This is a genomic window from Pseudomonas sp. R2-60-08W (assembly GCF_003852335.1).
Lineage (GTDB): Bacteria > Pseudomonadota > Gammaproteobacteria > Pseudomonadales > Pseudomonadaceae > Aquipseudomonas.
Genome location: NZ_CP027731.1, coordinates 5,680,796 through 5,694,755, shown reverse-complemented (window position 1 = coordinate 5,694,755; position 13,960 = coordinate 5,680,796). Strand labels below are relative to the sequence as shown.

Here is a 13,960-nt window from a genome sequence, read left to right as displayed (position 1 = left end):
GGTGGGCCGTGCTGGGCAAGTCAAACTTAATAGAGATCACACCTATGCTTTTTTCCCGTAAGACGGTTTCCAAGCGTCACCTGCTGCTGATTGCGGCCGGTTTCAGCACCGTGTTGACCGGTTGCGCAACGTCGCCTGCGTCCAAGGTCGCGTCAAGCACCAAGGTTGAGTACTACCCCAACTGCTACGAGCCGGTGCAGCACCTGCGTGCTACCGATTCGAACATGACCAAGTCGGTGGTGACCGGCGCAGCCATCGGCGCGGCCGGCGGTGCCTTGCTGGGCGCCCTGACCGGCGACAAGGAAAAGCGCGGCCGTAACGCCGCTATCGGCGCAGCGGGCGGCGCCCTGGCGGGTGGCGCGGCGGGTTACTACACCGAGCGTCAGAAGCAGATCAGCGATGACAACCAGCGCATCGCTTCCTACTCCACCGACTTCAACAAAAGTGCCTCGGACATCGACCGCAGCACTGCTTATGCCAAGGCTTCGCAACAGTGCTACCAGAGCGCATTCACCAAGCTGGTCGCAGACCGCAAGGCCAAGACCGTCAACGACACCGAAGGCCGCAAGCGCCTGGCGGAAATCGTTGCGGGCCTGAAGGAATCCAATGACTTGATCGTTGCAGTCAACGGCAAAGCCAGCGAAGACCTCAGCAACTACACCCAGGCCTACGAGAAAGACCTGCAGCAGGTTGGCGTGCAGCGTAGCGACGTGGTGACCGTGGCCACCGCCGACACCACGCCTGTGGTCACTCCGGCCAAAGGCAAGAAAGCCGTGAAGCCGGCCAAGAAACCCGTGCTCCCGACCGTGCCGAAAGAAGCGGTGACCACCGAGAAGAGCATCCAGACCGTTCAGGCCAAGCAGGCTGAAAGCAAGCAGGTCGCCAGCTCCGGCAAGGCTCAGCTCGAAGGCAGCTGCCGCGATCCAAACCTGGCCGACTGGGCCCCGGTTCCTTGCCCTAACGTTTAAGTAACCTGTTGCTATAAGCGTTAAACGTCAACCGATCTCCCGCTAAAGCGCGAGATCGGTGGCGTTCTGTTTGCAAATCGTTACACTGCTGCGGCCACTCAATAATTACACCGAGGCCGTGTGCATGAAATTTCGTCTTCTCCTGTGGGTGCTGGGCCTGATGATGGGCAAAGCCAGCCGCACCAACCCCGCCTTCCAGCAGCAGCTAGGTGACAAAGACCTGGCCTTCCAGCTGCAGACCCTCGACGGCAAGGTTGCCCGTCACTTCATCGTCAAAGACCAACGCATCACTAGCCGCTCGGGTGTACACCCTGAGCCGGCGTTTGCGATTGCCTTCAAGGATGCCGCCTATGGCTTCGCCACGATGCAGGCGAAGAACAAGCAACTGGCGTTCATGACGGGGATTCAGGACAAATCGATCCAGATCAAGGGCAACCCGGCGCTGGTGATCTGGTTCCAGGGGTTGACCAAGTATCTGAAGCCGAAGAAAAAGAAGTAAGCGTTCAGTGATCGTTCCCACGCTCTGCGTGGGAATGCCGCTTTGGACGCTCCGCGTCCGCTCTTAAGTGGTGACGCGAAGCGTGGGAATGATCAGGTTCAGTGCTGGCTGAACTGCGACGCCAATTCCCGCAACAACACCTCGGCATCCAGCACCTTGCCGACCACGTCTTCAGCCTTTTCCCGGCTCAAGCCCAGGCGCTCGAGCAGTGCATCCGGGATGGTTTCATCCGGCCCGGAACCGATTCCTCGGCTGCGCAACAGGCGCACGGCCAGGCACACCAGGTTCGGGTATTCGGCGTACTGCCCGTCATAGCTCGGGTCGTGCTGGAAGCGCAGGGCGGTGGACAGTTCGTCCGGCATGTCCCAGTAACGCATCAGCCAGGCGCCGATCTGCTCGCGGCTGATGCCCAGCAGGTGTTGTTCCACGTAGCTGTGGCACAGGTGCGGGTTGACCTCCAGGTGGCGGCAGATCAGCGAAAAGTGCGGCGGGAACACATGGGCCAGCAGCAGGTAACCAAAGTTGTGCAGCAACCCTGCCAGGTAGGTGAGGCCGGCTTCCGGGCGCTGGGCGCGGGGCATGGCGCGGGTCAGGCCTTCGATCACGGCGGCGGTGTAGATCGACTGGTGCCAGTACGGCGTGGAAGGGTGCGGGCGGTCCTTGGGCAGGCTCAGGGTTTTACCCAGGGCCAGGCCCAGCGCCAGATTGATCACCAGATCGAAGCCCAGCACGCGCACGATGGCGTCTTCCACCGAGCGGATCTTGCCCGGCGAAGCGTAGTAGGGCGACGCCGCCCAGCTCACCACTTGGGCGGCCAGGGCCGGGTCGGTTTCCACCACGCCGGTGATGTCGTCGATGGTGGCGTTGGGGTCGACACGCAGCTTGATGATCTTCTGCGCGGTGTCGGCCAGTGGCGGAATCTCGATGGTCGCTTCCAGGCGTTGCTGAATACGGCGGGCAGTGAATGCCTGCATCGCCTGGGTGATTTCCTCACGATCATCATTGGGGCGGTCGAGGTTGGGGCGAATGTTGCTCAGGGGCTCGCCGAACTGAGCCGCACTGGCCTTGGTCAGCATGGTCTTGAAGTGCTCGCTGGCGATTTCCAGCAGCAACCCGGCTTCGCCCGAATGCACCAATAGACTCGGCTCGTTGAGCAGGCTGCCTTCATACAGGCACGGCGAACTGGTGAGCGGCGGCAGGCCCGGCAGCAGGTTCAGCTCATGCTTGCCCAGCATGCGCTCGACGCGCTCCGGCGCCACGGCGGTGAGGCGCCGACCGGTGAGCTCGGTAAGGCGGTTGAGGTCGAGCAACTGGCTTTGGGGGAACAGCACCATGAGCGCGCCAACGGCATCTTCGAGCAGTACCGCCTGGACCTTTCGCGCAGGGTTCAGGCCCGTCTGTTCGGCGACTTCCGTGTAGGGGATGGCGAGCTTTGCGAGCAACGCCCGAATGACCGGCGGGGCGGTCAGTGGGGCGGTAGCGAGGGCAACTTCTGACATGGCCTGATCCAATTTTTTTCATTCATTGGAGTATAACCAGCTTGGTAGAGGTGTAGGTCGGATAAGTGAGCCGGCTGTCACACTTGGCCGTATTGCTGCCCGTGCCGCAGCCAGCGGTTGAGCAGCGGGCTGACATGCTCAGGCCAGCGTTCCAGCAGCGCTTGCGCCGCATCGCGCACTGCGGGCAACAGGTCGGCGTCGCGCATCAGGTCGGCGACCTTGAATTGCAGCAGACCGGTCTGGCGGGTACCGAGCATTTCTCCCGGGCCGCGCAGCTCGAGGTCTTTTTCGGCGATGACAAAGCCGTCGTTGGTTTCGCGCATGATGCCCAGCCGCTGGCGGCCGATCTGCGACAGCGGCGGGTGATACAGCAGCACGCAATGGCTGGCGGCGCTGCCTCGGCCGACGCGGCCGCGCAACTGGTGCAGTTGGGCCAGGCCCAGGCGTTCGGGGTTTTCAATGATCATCAGGCTGGCGTTGGGCACGTCCACGCCGACCTCAATCACAGTAGTGGCCACGAGCAGTTGCAGGTTGCCGGCCTTGAACTCAGCCATCACTGCGGCTTTTTCGGCAGGTTTCATACGGCCGTGGATCAGCCCGACCTTGAGCTCGCCCAGGGCACTGGTGAGGTCTTCATAGGTGGTTTCGGCGGCCTGGCAGGTCAGCTCCTCGGACTCTTCGATCAGCGTACACACCCAGTACGCCTGGCGGCCTTCGGCACAGGCGCCGCGCACGCGTTCGATCACTTCGACGCGTCGCGTGTCGGTGACCAGCACGGTGTTGACCGGCGTACGGCCGGGGGGCAGTTCGTCGAGGATCGAGGTGTCGAGGTCGGCGTAGGCACTCATGGCCAGGGTGCGTGGGATGGGCGTGGCGGTCATGATCAACTGGTGCGGGTTCATGCGCCCACCCACGCCTTTCTGGCGCAGGGCCAGGCGCTGTTGCACGCCGAAGCGGTGCTGTTCGTCGATGATCACCAGGGCCAGGTTCTTGAACTGCACTTCGTCCTGGAACAGCGCATGGGTGCCCACCACCATCGGTGCGCCGCCGGCAATCTGCTCCAGCGCCGCTGCGCGCGTCTTGCCCTTGAGCTTGCCGGCCAGCCACGCGACTTCCAGGCCCAGCGGCTCGAGCCAGCGTTTGAAGGTGATGAAGTGTTGCTCAGCGAGAATTTCCGTGGGCGCCATCAACGCGACCTGGTAACCGGCTTCCAGGGCCTGCAAGGCGGCGAGGGCGGCGACCACGGTCTTGCCCGCGCCCACATCGCCCTGGATCAGGCGCAGCATCGGCTCCTGCTGGCTGAGGTCGTAGGCGATTTCGTTGCCGACGCGTTGCTGCGCGCCGGTCGGTGCGAAGCCCAGGTTGGCCAGGTATTGCGCGGGCAGGCGCGTGGCTTTGGGCATCGCCGGTGCGCGCAGCGAGCGCATGCTTTCGCGCAGGCGCTGCTGGGACAGTTGATGGGTCAGCAGTTCTTCGAAGGCCAGGCGATGCTGGGCCCAGTGATGGCCGAGGGCGAGTTCGTCCACATCGGCGTCGGCCGGCGGGTGATGCAGGTAGCGAATCGCATCCGCCAGAGGCGCCAGTTGATAGTCGCGGGCCAGCTCCAGCGGCAGCCAGTCGGGCAGGCTTTGCGGGCCGAGCATCGTCAGGGTTTGCATGCACAACTGGCGCAGGCGTTGCTGGGTAAGGCCTTCGGTCAGCGGGTAGATCGGCGTGAGGGTGGTGTCCACCGGCGGCGGTTCGTCGCCGGTAATGGCGCGATACTCCGGGTGGTAGATCTCCAGGCCCGAGGCCCCCGGACGCGCTTCGCCGTAGCAACGCACGCGGGTGCCGCGCTTGAGGCCTTCTTTCTGCGCATTGCTGAAATGGTAGAAGCGCAGGCTCAGGCCACCGGTGCCGTCCTGCAGGCGCACCACCAGGCTGCGGCGCTTGCCCATTACCACGTCGGCGCCGCTGACGGTGCCTTCGATCACCGCGTCCTGGCCGGGACGCAAGTGGCCGATGGGCACGACGCGGGTACGATCCTGGTAGCGCAGCGGCAGGTGGAACAGCACGTCCTGAAGGTTTTCCAGGCCGACCTTGGCGAGTTTCTCGGCCATGGCCTCACCGACACCCTTGAGTGCCGTCACCGGCACCTGCGACAGCTCAGTCATACGGTTACTTAGCTCGCAGCAGGCGGCTTGGCCACCGAGCACAGGCGGATCGAGTCGGCGAGGATCTCAATCGCTTTTGGCCGCGGAAAGCTGGCGCGCCAGGCGATTGCCACCGTGCGGAAGGGCACCGGCGGCGTAAGTGGGCGCACTTCGATTACGCCGGGGGCGTAGTGATGGCTGTCTACCGCCGACAACGGCAGGATCGAAATACCCAGGCCGGACGCGACCATGTGGCGAATGGTCTCCAGGGAGCTGGATTCCACCGTGGTGTGCTTGGCGCCGTCGTTGCCTTTGGTCAGGGTCGGGCAGGCTTCCAGCACCTGGTCGCGGAAGCAGTGGCCTTCGCCGAGCAGCAGCAGGCTCTTGTCATTGAGCAGGCCGGCGTCGATGGTTTCCTTCTGCGTCCACGGGTGCGAGGCGGGCATCAGTACGTAGAACGGCTCGTCGTAGAGCGGCAGGGTCAACACGTCCGCCTCGTTGAACGGCAAGGCGATGATGATCGCGTCCAGCTCGCCGTTGCGCAGTTTGTCGCGCAGTACGTGGGTGAAGTTTTCTTCGATATACAGCGGCATCTGCGGCGCGACGCGGTGCAGTTGCGGGATCAGATGGGGGAACAGGTACGGGCCGACAGTGTAGATGGCGCCGACCTTGAGCGGTGCGGTCAGCTGGTTCTTGCCGGCCTGGGCCAGCTCGCGAATGCTTTGCGCTTGTTCCAGCACCTTCTGGGCCTGGGCAACAATGCCTTCGCCCACCGGGGTGAGGCGCACGGCGCTCTTGCTGCGCTCGAAAATCAGCACACCGAGTTCGTCTTCGAGCTTTTTCACGCCCACCGACAGCGTCGGCTGGCTGACGTGGCAACGCTCGGCCGCGTGGCCGAAGTGCTGTTCTTGGGCGAGGGTCACGATGTAGCGTAATTCTGTAAGAGTCATAGCGGGCGTCCATGAGGTTGCGGGCCAAGCATACCGGCTGCAATCGATAGACGCACGTTATCAGAACTTTGCTGGGGATTGAGCGAGGACTGTCGGTAATTTTGCTGATTCGCTGCCGCTGAATGTGGAAGGGAGCCAGCCCCCTTCCACATTGCCCTCTAGCGGCGACGTTTATCGATGTTGTAAACGAACGGTGCGACGAGCTCCACACTGCCGTTTTTCAACAGGTCGGCCGGTGGTTTGGGCAGGGGTTGAGCCTTACGGATCATCTCCAGCGTGGCGCGGTCCAGGTCGGCGTTGCCGGAGCGGCCCTCCAACTCGTAGGACAACACATTGCCTTCGCCGTCGACCACGAAGCGCAAGCGGTTCATGCCTTCCTTGCCACGTTGCTGGGCGCCCGGCGGGTACTTCTTGTACTTTTGCAGGTGCGCCAGCAGGGTGCTTTGCCAGGAGGCCTGGGCGGCAAGCTGTTGCGCCGACGGGCCGGGAGCGGGCTGGGCGGATTTCTGCGCAGGTGCGTTGCTCGGCGGCGTGTCGCTCGGTGGCTCCTCGGAAGGTTTCTCCTTGGGCGGCTCGGGCTTTTTCTCCACCGGCTTGGGCGGTTGTGGCTTGGGTTTGGGCTTGACCGGCTTAGGCACCTGGATCGTCGGCTTGGGCGCCTCGGCCAACTTCGGCAGCGGCAGCTCTTCGACCGGTGGTGGCGGTGGCGCAACGACCTTGGGCGGTGCAGGCGGTGGCGGTGGCGCCGGCAGGGGCGCCAAGTCGATGACCATCGCGGCCGGAGGCAACGGGATCGCCTGGGGCGCGGACCATTTAAGCGCGATGATGATCGCGACGGCATGCACGCCCAGCACGACTGCGAGGCTGCTGCCATAACGCGTCAGTTTGTGGCGCGTCGTGATCATTTCTTGGCTGCCGTCTCAAGTCCGACCAGGCCTACCTTGAGGTAGCCGGCTGCCCGCAAGGCGTCCATCACGCTCATCAGGTCGCCGTAGTCCACACCCTTGTCGGCCTGGAAGAAGATGGTCGTGTCTTTCTTGCCCTGGGTCTTGGCATCGAGCACCGGCCCCAGGGTTTCAGCCTTGACTTCTTCTTCGCCCAGGAACAGGCGCTGGTCGGCCTTCACGCTGAGAAAAATCGGCTTCTCCGGGCGTGGCGCCGGCTTGGCGCTGGACGCGGGAAGGTCAACCTTGATGTCCACGGTAGCCAACGGTGCTGCCACCATGAAGATGATCAGCAGCACCAGCATCACGTCGATAAACGGCGTGACGTTGATTTCGTGATTCTCGACGAGCTCGTCGTCGCCTTGATTCAAATGCAGGCCCATGGCCGATTACCCCACTTTCACCATGTGCGGTTGCGAGCTGCGCTCGGTAGGCAGGTGATCGAGGTCGCGGCTGACCAGCAGCAGGACTTCTGCCGACGCGTCCGATACCTGGGCCTTGTAGCCGGCGATCGAACGGGCGAAGACGTTGTAGATCACCACCGCTGGGATCGCGGCAACCAGGCCCAGGGCCGTAGCCAGCAAGGCTTCGGCGATGCCGGGAGCAACCACGGCGAGGTTGGTGGTCTGGGTTTTGGCGATGCCGATGAAGCTGTTCATGATGCCCCACACGGTACCGAACAGGCCGACGAAGGGGGCGGTGGAACCGATGGTCGCCAGCACGCCGGTGCCACTGCTCATGTTGCGACCGCAAGCGGCCACTAGGCGCTCCAGGCGGAAGCTGACGCGTTCCTTGATGCCTTCTTTTTCGCGGGTGTTGGCCGACAGGCGCATTTCTTCCAGGGCGTCATGCACCAGCAGGTTGGCCAGGGTGCCCTTCTTGGTGGCGGTTTCACTCGCTTCCTTGAGGGTGGCGGCCTTTTTCAAGTGGACGATTTCAGTGCGCAGACGACGCTTGGCGCCCAGCAGCTCGAAGCCTTTGGCGATCCAGATGGTCCAGGTAATGATGGAGGCGATAGCCAGGCCGATCATCACGGCTTTCACCACCACGTCGGCGTTCTGGTACATGCCCCACGGGGACAGGTCATGGGCCATGCCCAGGGTGTTGTCTTCTTCCAGCACTACCCCAGTGCCGTCGGCAGGAGCTGCAGCCTGGGCCGGGTCGGTTGGCGCGGCGGCAGGCGCAGCCGGGGTGGCGGTATTCTGCTCGGCAGCGGCTGGTGCGGCAGGTGCGGTGGCATCAGCGAAGGCGGCGGTCGGCGCCAGCAGTACGCTGAACAGCATCGCAGCAATCGCACGCCGGGCGCGGGATGGGCTGTGAGGCTTGGTTGGCGAAGCGGGGTTTGTATGACGTGTCATGCTGGCCGGACCTGAGAGAAAATAATGGGTGATCGTCCTGCCAGACCCCTGTGGGTCGAGGACAAATGGGTGGTTATTATTGCAAGTAATTCTTGTTAACTAAAGTGGCACTGTTACTTTATTTCGCTTTTTACTGGCCGTTGATCCTCTCGCGCGGCTAATCTGCGCCTTTGAGAATGGAGTTTTATGATGTCTGCGCCTTCTGTTGTGATTGCCGGTTGCGGCGATGTGGGTAGTCGGCTGGCTAGCCAATTGCTGGCCGCAGGATGGGAGGTGCATGGCCTGCGCCGCGATATTTCGCGCCTTCCCGGCGGCGTGATCGGCATCGCCGGTGATCTGTTCGATAAAGCCTGTCCCGATACCTGGCCGATCGGCGGGGTGGATTACCTGGTGTACTGCGCTGCGGCCACCGACCACGATGAGGCCGGTTACCGCGCTGCCTACGTGCAGGGGTTGCAGCATGTGCTGGAGTGGCTGGGCGATTACGGCCAGACGCCCAGGCATTTGCTGTTTGTGTCCAGCAGCAGCGTATATGGGCAGCAGAATGGCGAGTGGGTCGACGAAACCTCTGAAACTCAGGCGAAGGGTTATTCCGGCCAAGTCATGCTCGAAGCCGAGCAAGTGGCACTCAATAGTGGCATCCCCGCGAGCGTCGTGCGGCTGACCGGCATTTATGGTCCAGGCCGCGAGTGGCTGCTGACACAGGTTCGGCAGGGTTATCGCGTAGCCGTCGACCCGCCTTTATATGGCAACCGGATTCACGCCGATGACGCTGCGGGCGTGTTGGCGTTTTTGTTGCGGCATGTGGAGCAGGGCGGTTCGCTGGACAAGGTTTATATCGGGGTCGACGATGCGCCGGCGCCATTGGCCGAGGTGGTGGGTTGGTTGCGCGAGTATCTGGGCGTGACGGAGTGGTCCGAGGACGCCAGTGTGCGGCGTGCGGGCAGCAAGCAGTGCAGCAATGCGCGCATCAAGGCGCTGGGCTGGAAGCCGACCTATCCGACTTATCGCGAAGGCTATGCCGCCATTTTGAAAGGTTGAACGACGGACAAAATGTGGGAGGGGACTAGCCCCCGATAACGGTGTGTCAGCCAAAGAGAGGTTGACTGAAGAAACGCTATCGGGGGCAAGCCCCCTCCCACATTTGGATCTGTGTCGCAGCGGTTATTGCTTTTCAAGCAACCACTGGCGCGGGCCAGGCGTGAAGGACGGCACTTCATCGGCTTGCGCAGTGTTGATCGCCTGGAAGATTTCCAGCTGCTTGCCTCTGCGCGCAAAGATCCACGGGTTGCCCACGCCATTCTCCTGCAGCCAAAGGCTGTCGTAGCCGCCGCTCATGGAGGCGCAATCCCCGGCCAGGCACAGCGAATACTGATCAGCGCCAGGCAGGCCGGCGACTTTGCCGTTGGCCTGGAACTGTACCGTGGCGCCATTACCGACACCGTCGGTGATCTTCCAGTCTCCGCCCAGGTACGCCGCATAAAGCGCCCGCTCGAAGTTGGCGCCCAGTGGTGCGCCCTCCGGAGCCGGGTCCTGGGAGCGCGTGAACAGTTGCTCAGGCTCGTTGTCGTTGGCCACCTGCAGCAGCTTTTTGCCTCTACGCTTGAGCTCGGTGGCAGAGCTGCCGTAGAAGTCCACGCTCCAGGCGCCGGGCTTTTGCGCCAGCAACTTGCCTTCCGCTACTTCAAAACCGTTGTAGTAGCGTGCCTGCAGGGCCTTGGTGTTGACCTCCCATTCGAGGTTCGGGCCAAAGGTCTGCAAGGCTTCACGCAAAGGGCCGCCCTTGGCTGCCGCATCGATGGCGGCCTGGTTGATCCAGGTACCGCTCACATCCAGATTGGCAGGGTTGCTGGCACAGCCGCCGAGCAGCAATGCGAGCAACGAAGAGGCAATAAGCGCTTTGCGCATGACTAAATCCTTCTGAAACAAAGTCGGCGCAGCGGTTGAGGCTGCGCCGGGTGTTTTTACTCGATGACCAGAATCGCGTCCATTTCAACCTGCGCGCCCTTTGGCAGGGCAGCGACGCCGATGGCGGCGCGGGCTGGGTACGGCTGTTCGAAGTACTTGCCCATGATCTCGTTGACCTTGGCGAAGTGGCTCAGGTCGGTGAGGAAGATGTTCAGCTTGACGATGTCTTTGAACGAACCGCCAGCCGCTTCAGCCACGGACTTGAGGTTTTCGAAGACCTGTACGGTCTGTGCTTCAAAGCCTTCCACCAGTTCCATGGTCTTTGGGTCCAGCGGGATCTGGCCGGACATGTAGACGGTATTGCCCGCCTTGATCGCCTGGGAATACGTACCGATGGCGGCCGGGGCTTTGTCGCTGGTGATTACTGTCTTGGTCATGAATGACTCCTTGTAATAGGCGATGGCTTGTTTGAAGAACTACGCACGCATGCGGGTGATGCGAATCACGCCGGTCAAGGCACGCAGTTTCTTGATCACGCGGGCCAGGTGCACGCGGTCGTGCACGCTGACCACCAGCTGGACCACGCTGATGCGCCCATCGCGTTCGTCCATGCTGATTTTCTCGATATTGCCGTCGGCCGCGTTGACGCTGCTGGCCAGCAGCGCGATCAAGCCACGCTGGTGCTCCAGCTCCACGCGCAGCTCGACATTGAATTCGCCGGTGACATCCTTGGCCCACGAAAGCTGGATGCATTTTTCCGGGTTGTGTCGGATTTCGCTGATATTGCGGCAGTTGTCCAGGTGCACCACCATGCCTTTGCCCGCCGACAGGTGGCCGACAATCGGGTCGCCCGGGATCGGAGTGCAGCATTTGGCATAGCTGAGCACCAGGCCCTCGGTGCCGCGAATCGCCAACGGGCCTTCGGGGCTCGGCAGCTGTTCGCCTTCGCCGAGCAGGCGGCGCGCAACCACGTAGGCCATGCGGTTGCCCAGGCCAATATCTTCGAGCAGGTCCTCGATGGTTTCCTGGCGATACTCGTGAAGCATCGCTTGCACGCGCTCCTGCGGGACCTTGTCCAAGGCGCTGTCAAAACCATTGAGCACCTTGTTCAGCAGGCGTTCGCCCAGGCTGATGGATTCGGAACGCCGCTGCAGTTTCAAGGCGTGGCGGATGTGCGTACGCGCCTTGCCGGTCACCACGAAGTTGAGCCAGGCCGGATTCGGCCGCGCGCCTGGGGCGCTGACGATCTCCACCGTGGAGCCGCTTTGCAGCGGTTCGGACAGCGGCGCGAGACGACGATTGATCCGACAGGCGATACAGCTGTTGCCCACATCGGTATGCACGGCGTAGGCAAAGTCGACCGCCGTGGAGCCCTTGGGCAGCTCCATGATCCGGCCTTTGGGCGTGAACACGTAGACCTCGTCCGGGAACAGGTCGATCTTCACGCTTTCGATGAACTCCAGGGAGTTGCCGGCACGTTGCTGCATTTCCAGCACGCCCTTGACCCACTGGCGGGCACGGGCATGGGTGCCTTTGGGCTGCTCATCGCCGCTGGATTTGTACAGCCAATGGGCAGCGATGCCGTTGTTGGCCATCTCTTCCATTTCGCGGGTGCGGATCTGGATCTCGATCGGCACGCCGTGCATCCCGAACAGTGTGGTATGCAGCGACTGATAGCCGTTGGCCTTGGGAATCGCGATGTAATCCTTGAAGCGCCCCGGCAGCGGTTTGTACAAATTATGTACAGCGCCCAGTACGCGGTAGCAGGTGTCGACCTTGTCGACGATGATCCGGAACGCATACACGTCCATGATCTCGTTGAAGGCCCGACGCTTGCCGCGCATCTTCTTGTAGATGCCGTAGATGTGTTTCTGCCGCCCGCTGACTTCGCCTTCGATCTCGTCGATCGCCAGGCAATGGCTCAGGGACTCTTCGATCTTGTTGACGATTTCCTTGCGGTTGCCCCGGGCGCGCTTGACCGCCTGGTAGATGCGCGCTGAACGCATCGGGTGCATGGCCTTGAAGCCGAGGTCTTCGAACTCGATACGAATGGCATGCATGCCCAGCCGGTTGGCGATGGGCGCATAGATTTCCAGGGTTTCCTTGGCGATTCGCCGGCGTTTTTCGCCGGAGAGTACTTCCAGCGTGCGCATGTTGTGCAGCCGGTCGGCCAGCTTGACCAGGATCACGCGGATATCGCGGGCCATGGCCATGGCCATCTTCTGGAAGTTTTCCGCCTGGGCTTCGGCCTTGGTCTCGAAGTTCATCTGGGTCAGTTTGCTGACCCCGTCGACCAGCTCGGCCACGGTTTCGCCAAATTGCGCGCTGAGCGCTTCCTTGGCGATGCCGGTGTCTTCGATCACGTCATGCAGCATCGCGGCCATCAAGCTCTGATGGTCCATGTGCATGTCGGCCAGAATATTTGCCACCGCAAGAGGATGCGTGACATACGCTTCGCCACTACGACGGCGTTGGCCATCGTGAGCTTGTTCGGCGTAGAAATACGCTCGGCGGACCAGGTTGACCTGGTCGGGGCCGAGGTAGGCCGATAAGCGATCGGCGAGGGCGTCTATGCTCGGCAAAGTGTGAACTCCTGCCGAAGGCTGTGACCCCGCGCCGTGCTACGTCGACCAGGCATAGGCTTAGACGGCCTCGTTGGACTCGTCCTCGAACGCTGCGAACAGCGGTTCGTCTTCAACGATTTCAGCGTTGGCGATGAACTCATAGCTCATCAGGCCTTCTGCGATTTCACGCAGGGCTACAACGGTAGGCTTGTCGTTTTCCCACTGGACCAGGGGCTCTTTGCCGCCAGTGGCCAGTTGACGGGCACGCTTGGTAGAGAGCATGACCAGCTCAAAGCGGTTATCCACGTGTTCTAGGCAGTCTTCAACGGTTACGCGGGCCATGGTATTCCTCGGAGCGAATGCAAGATGCGCGCTGCCCGGTTGGGCGAGCGGACTGAGCAGTTTAAAAAATCACCAGCGTTTAGGGAAGCGCTGATTTTTCGCTGACCCTCGCAAAACCGCTGCAAGTGCCAATGTAAAGCCCTTGCAGCGGTTTTGGGAAGGGCCAATCAGCCGAGCAGTTCGGCGAGTAATTTGCCGAAACGCTGCTGTTGACGCTTTTGCTGCAGCTGGTTGGCGCGGAAAATCGCCTTTAAATCATCCAGCGCGTGGGCAAAATCGTCGTTGATGATCAGGTAGTCGTAGTCGACGTAGTGGCTCATTTCGCTGACGGCTTCGCGCATGCGGCCCTCGATGATCTCGTTGCTGTCCTGGCCGCGGTTGGTCAGGCGCTGGTGCAGGGCTTCAAGCGAGGGCGGCAGGATGAAGATCGAACGCGCCTTGGGCATCAGCTGGCGCACTTGTTCGGCGCCCTGCCAGTCGATTTCCAGAATCAGGTCATGGCCTTCATCCAGCGTCTGCTGCAGATGGCTTTGCGAGGTGCCATAGAGGTTGCCGAACACTTCGGCGCGCTCCAGGAAGTCACCGTGCTCGATCATCTTGACGAACTCGGTACGCTCGACGAAGTGATAGTGCACGCCGTTCACTTCACCCGGGCGCATGGCGCGCGTGGTGTGGGAAACCGAGATGCGGATCTGCTCGTCAGCGTCGGTCAGGGCCTTGACCAGGCTGCTCTTGCCCGCGCCCGAAGGGGCGGAAATGATGTAAAGGGTGCCGGTGCTGTGGGTCATGGAGGGTG

Annotated in this window: 14 protein-coding genes; 3 read left to right on the top strand and 11 right to left on the bottom strand. The window is 62.1% G+C overall.

The annotated features are described in order from the left end of the window. The first annotated feature begins 44 nt into the window (after positions 1–44). Both tagQ and C4J90_RS26175 read left to right on the top strand, forming a co-directional pair. Positions 45–968 (top strand): type VI secretion system-associated lipoprotein TagQ, encoded by a 924-nt coding sequence (gene tagQ, locus C4J90_RS26180; RefSeq protein ID WP_124372290.1) that lies wholly within the window; start codon positions 45–47, stop codon positions 966–968. A 124-nt stretch (positions 969–1,092) separates the two neighbouring features. Then, entirely contained in the window at positions 1,093–1,467 is a 375-nt protein-coding gene (locus C4J90_RS26175; protein ID WP_032803751.1) for a hypothetical protein, read from the top strand. A 98-nt stretch (positions 1,468–1,565) separates the two neighbouring features. Here the strand turns inward: C4J90_RS26175 and C4J90_RS26170 are convergent, their stop codons facing one another. The 6 genes from C4J90_RS26170 to exbB form a co-directional block, all read right to left on the bottom strand. Further along, the gene (locus C4J90_RS26170; RefSeq protein ID WP_124368829.1) at positions 1,566–2,966 is read right to left on the bottom strand and encodes an aminoacyl-tRNA deacylase and HDOD domain-containing protein; all 1,401 of its coding nucleotides are present in this window, start codon (positions 2,964–2,966) and stop codon (positions 1,566–1,568) included. Positions 2,967–3,043: 77 nt separating this feature from the next. After that, complete coding sequence (gene recG, locus C4J90_RS26165; RefSeq protein ID WP_124368828.1) at positions 3,044–5,119, bottom strand: ATP-dependent DNA helicase RecG; 2,076 nt, start codon at positions 5,117–5,119, stop codon at positions 3,044–3,046. Between the two features lie 8 nt (positions 5,120–5,127). Further along, positions 5,128–6,048, bottom strand: a complete 921-nt coding sequence (locus C4J90_RS26160) for a hydrogen peroxide-inducible genes activator (protein WP_124364985.1) — start codon at positions 6,046–6,048, stop codon at positions 5,128–5,130. Positions 6,049–6,206: 158 nt separating this feature from the next. Next, positions 6,207–6,953, bottom strand: coding sequence for an energy transducer TonB (locus C4J90_RS26155; protein WP_124364984.1), 747 nt, complete (start codon positions 6,951–6,953; stop codon positions 6,207–6,209). Beyond that, positions 6,950–7,375: a TonB system transport protein ExbD gene (gene exbD / locus C4J90_RS26150; protein ID WP_003195519.1), complete on the bottom strand. Its 426-nt coding sequence runs from the start codon at positions 7,373–7,375 to the stop codon at positions 6,950–6,952. Before exbD ends, C4J90_RS26155 begins: the two co-directional genes overlap by 4 nt. A 6-nt stretch (positions 7,376–7,381) precedes the next feature. Then, positions 7,382–8,350: a tonB-system energizer ExbB gene (exbB, locus tag C4J90_RS26145; protein WP_124421121.1), complete on the bottom strand. Its 969-nt coding sequence runs from the start codon at positions 8,348–8,350 to the stop codon at positions 7,382–7,384. Positions 8,351–8,539: 189 nt separating this feature from the next. On the opposite strand from exbB, the gene C4J90_RS26140 reads away from it, so the two are divergent. Further along, positions 8,540–9,391 (top strand): SDR family oxidoreductase, encoded by an 852-nt coding sequence (locus C4J90_RS26140; protein WP_124415915.1) that lies wholly within the window; start codon positions 8,540–8,542, stop codon positions 9,389–9,391. Between the two features lie 123 nt (positions 9,392–9,514). Here the strand turns inward: C4J90_RS26140 and C4J90_RS26135 are convergent, their stop codons facing one another. The 5 genes from C4J90_RS26135 to gmk all read right to left on the bottom strand — a co-directional run bounded on the left by C4J90_RS26135 (position 9,515) and on the right by gmk (position 13,952). Continuing rightward, the gene (locus C4J90_RS26135; protein WP_124421120.1) at positions 9,515–10,258 is read right to left on the bottom strand and encodes a hypothetical protein; all 744 of its coding nucleotides are present in this window, start codon (positions 10,256–10,258) and stop codon (positions 9,515–9,517) included. Positions 10,259–10,314: 56 nt separating this feature from the next. Further along, on the bottom strand, positions 10,315–10,695 hold the full coding sequence (locus tag C4J90_RS26130) for a RidA family protein (protein WP_003176922.1): 381 nt from the start codon (positions 10,693–10,695) through the stop codon (positions 10,315–10,317). Positions 10,696–10,734: 39 nt separating this feature from the next. Further along, the gene (gene spoT, locus C4J90_RS26125; RefSeq protein ID WP_124364979.1) at positions 10,735–12,840 is read right to left on the bottom strand and encodes a bifunctional GTP diphosphokinase/guanosine-3',5'-bis pyrophosphate 3'-pyrophosphohydrolase; all 2,106 of its coding nucleotides are present in this window, start codon (positions 12,838–12,840) and stop codon (positions 10,735–10,737) included. 60 nt (positions 12,841–12,900) lie between these two features. Continuing rightward, positions 12,901–13,164: a DNA-directed RNA polymerase subunit omega gene (gene rpoZ / locus C4J90_RS26120; RefSeq protein WP_003176920.1), complete on the bottom strand. Its 264-nt coding sequence runs from the start codon at positions 13,162–13,164 to the stop codon at positions 12,901–12,903. Between the two features lie 167 nt (positions 13,165–13,331). Further along, a complete protein-coding gene (gene gmk, locus C4J90_RS26115; RefSeq protein WP_124405667.1) occupies positions 13,332–13,952 on the bottom strand; it encodes a guanylate kinase in 621 nt (206 codons plus the stop codon). Positions 13,953–13,960 lie beyond the last annotated feature (8 nt).

Excerpts from the sequence above, each read along its gene's own strand:
- tagQ (WP_124372290.1), top strand. The coding sequence starts at position 45 with ATGCTTTTTTCCCGTAAGACGGTTTCCAAGCGTCACCTGCTGCTGATT.
- C4J90_RS26175 (WP_032803751.1), top strand. The coding sequence starts at position 1,093 with ATGAAATTTCGTCTTCTCCTGTGGGTGCTGGGCCTGATGATGGGCAAA.
- C4J90_RS26170 (WP_124368829.1), bottom strand. The coding sequence starts at position 2,966 with ATGTCAGAAGTTGCCCTCGCTACCGCCCCACTGACCGCCCCGCCGGTC.
- recG (WP_124368828.1), bottom strand. The coding sequence starts at position 5,119 with ATGACTGAGCTGTCGCAGGTGCCGGTGACGGCACTCAAGGGTGTCGGT.
- C4J90_RS26160 (WP_124364985.1), bottom strand. The coding sequence starts at position 6,048 with ATGACTCTTACAGAATTACGCTACATCGTGACCCTCGCCCAAGAACAG.
- C4J90_RS26155 (WP_124364984.1), bottom strand. The coding sequence starts at position 6,953 with ATGATCACGACGCGCCACAAACTGACGCGTTATGGCAGCAGCCTCGCA.
- exbD (WP_003195519.1), bottom strand. The coding sequence starts at position 7,375 with ATGGGCCTGCATTTGAATCAAGGCGACGACGAGCTCGTCGAGAATCAC.
- exbB (WP_124421121.1), bottom strand. The coding sequence starts at position 8,350 with ATGACACGTCATACAAACCCCGCTTCGCCAACCAAGCCTCACAGCCCA.
- C4J90_RS26140 (WP_124415915.1), top strand. The coding sequence starts at position 8,540 with ATGTCTGCGCCTTCTGTTGTGATTGCCGGTTGCGGCGATGTGGGTAGT.
- C4J90_RS26135 (WP_124421120.1), bottom strand. The coding sequence starts at position 10,258 with ATGCGCAAAGCGCTTATTGCCTCTTCGTTGCTCGCATTGCTGCTCGGC.
- C4J90_RS26130 (WP_003176922.1), bottom strand. The coding sequence starts at position 10,695 with ATGACCAAGACAGTAATCACCAGCGACAAAGCCCCGGCCGCCATCGGT.
- rpoZ (WP_003176920.1), bottom strand. The coding sequence starts at position 13,164 with ATGGCCCGCGTAACCGTTGAAGACTGCCTAGAACACGTGGATAACCGC.
- gmk (WP_124405667.1), bottom strand. The coding sequence starts at position 13,952 with ATGACCCACAGCACCGGCACCCTTTACATCATTTCCGCCCCTTCGGGC.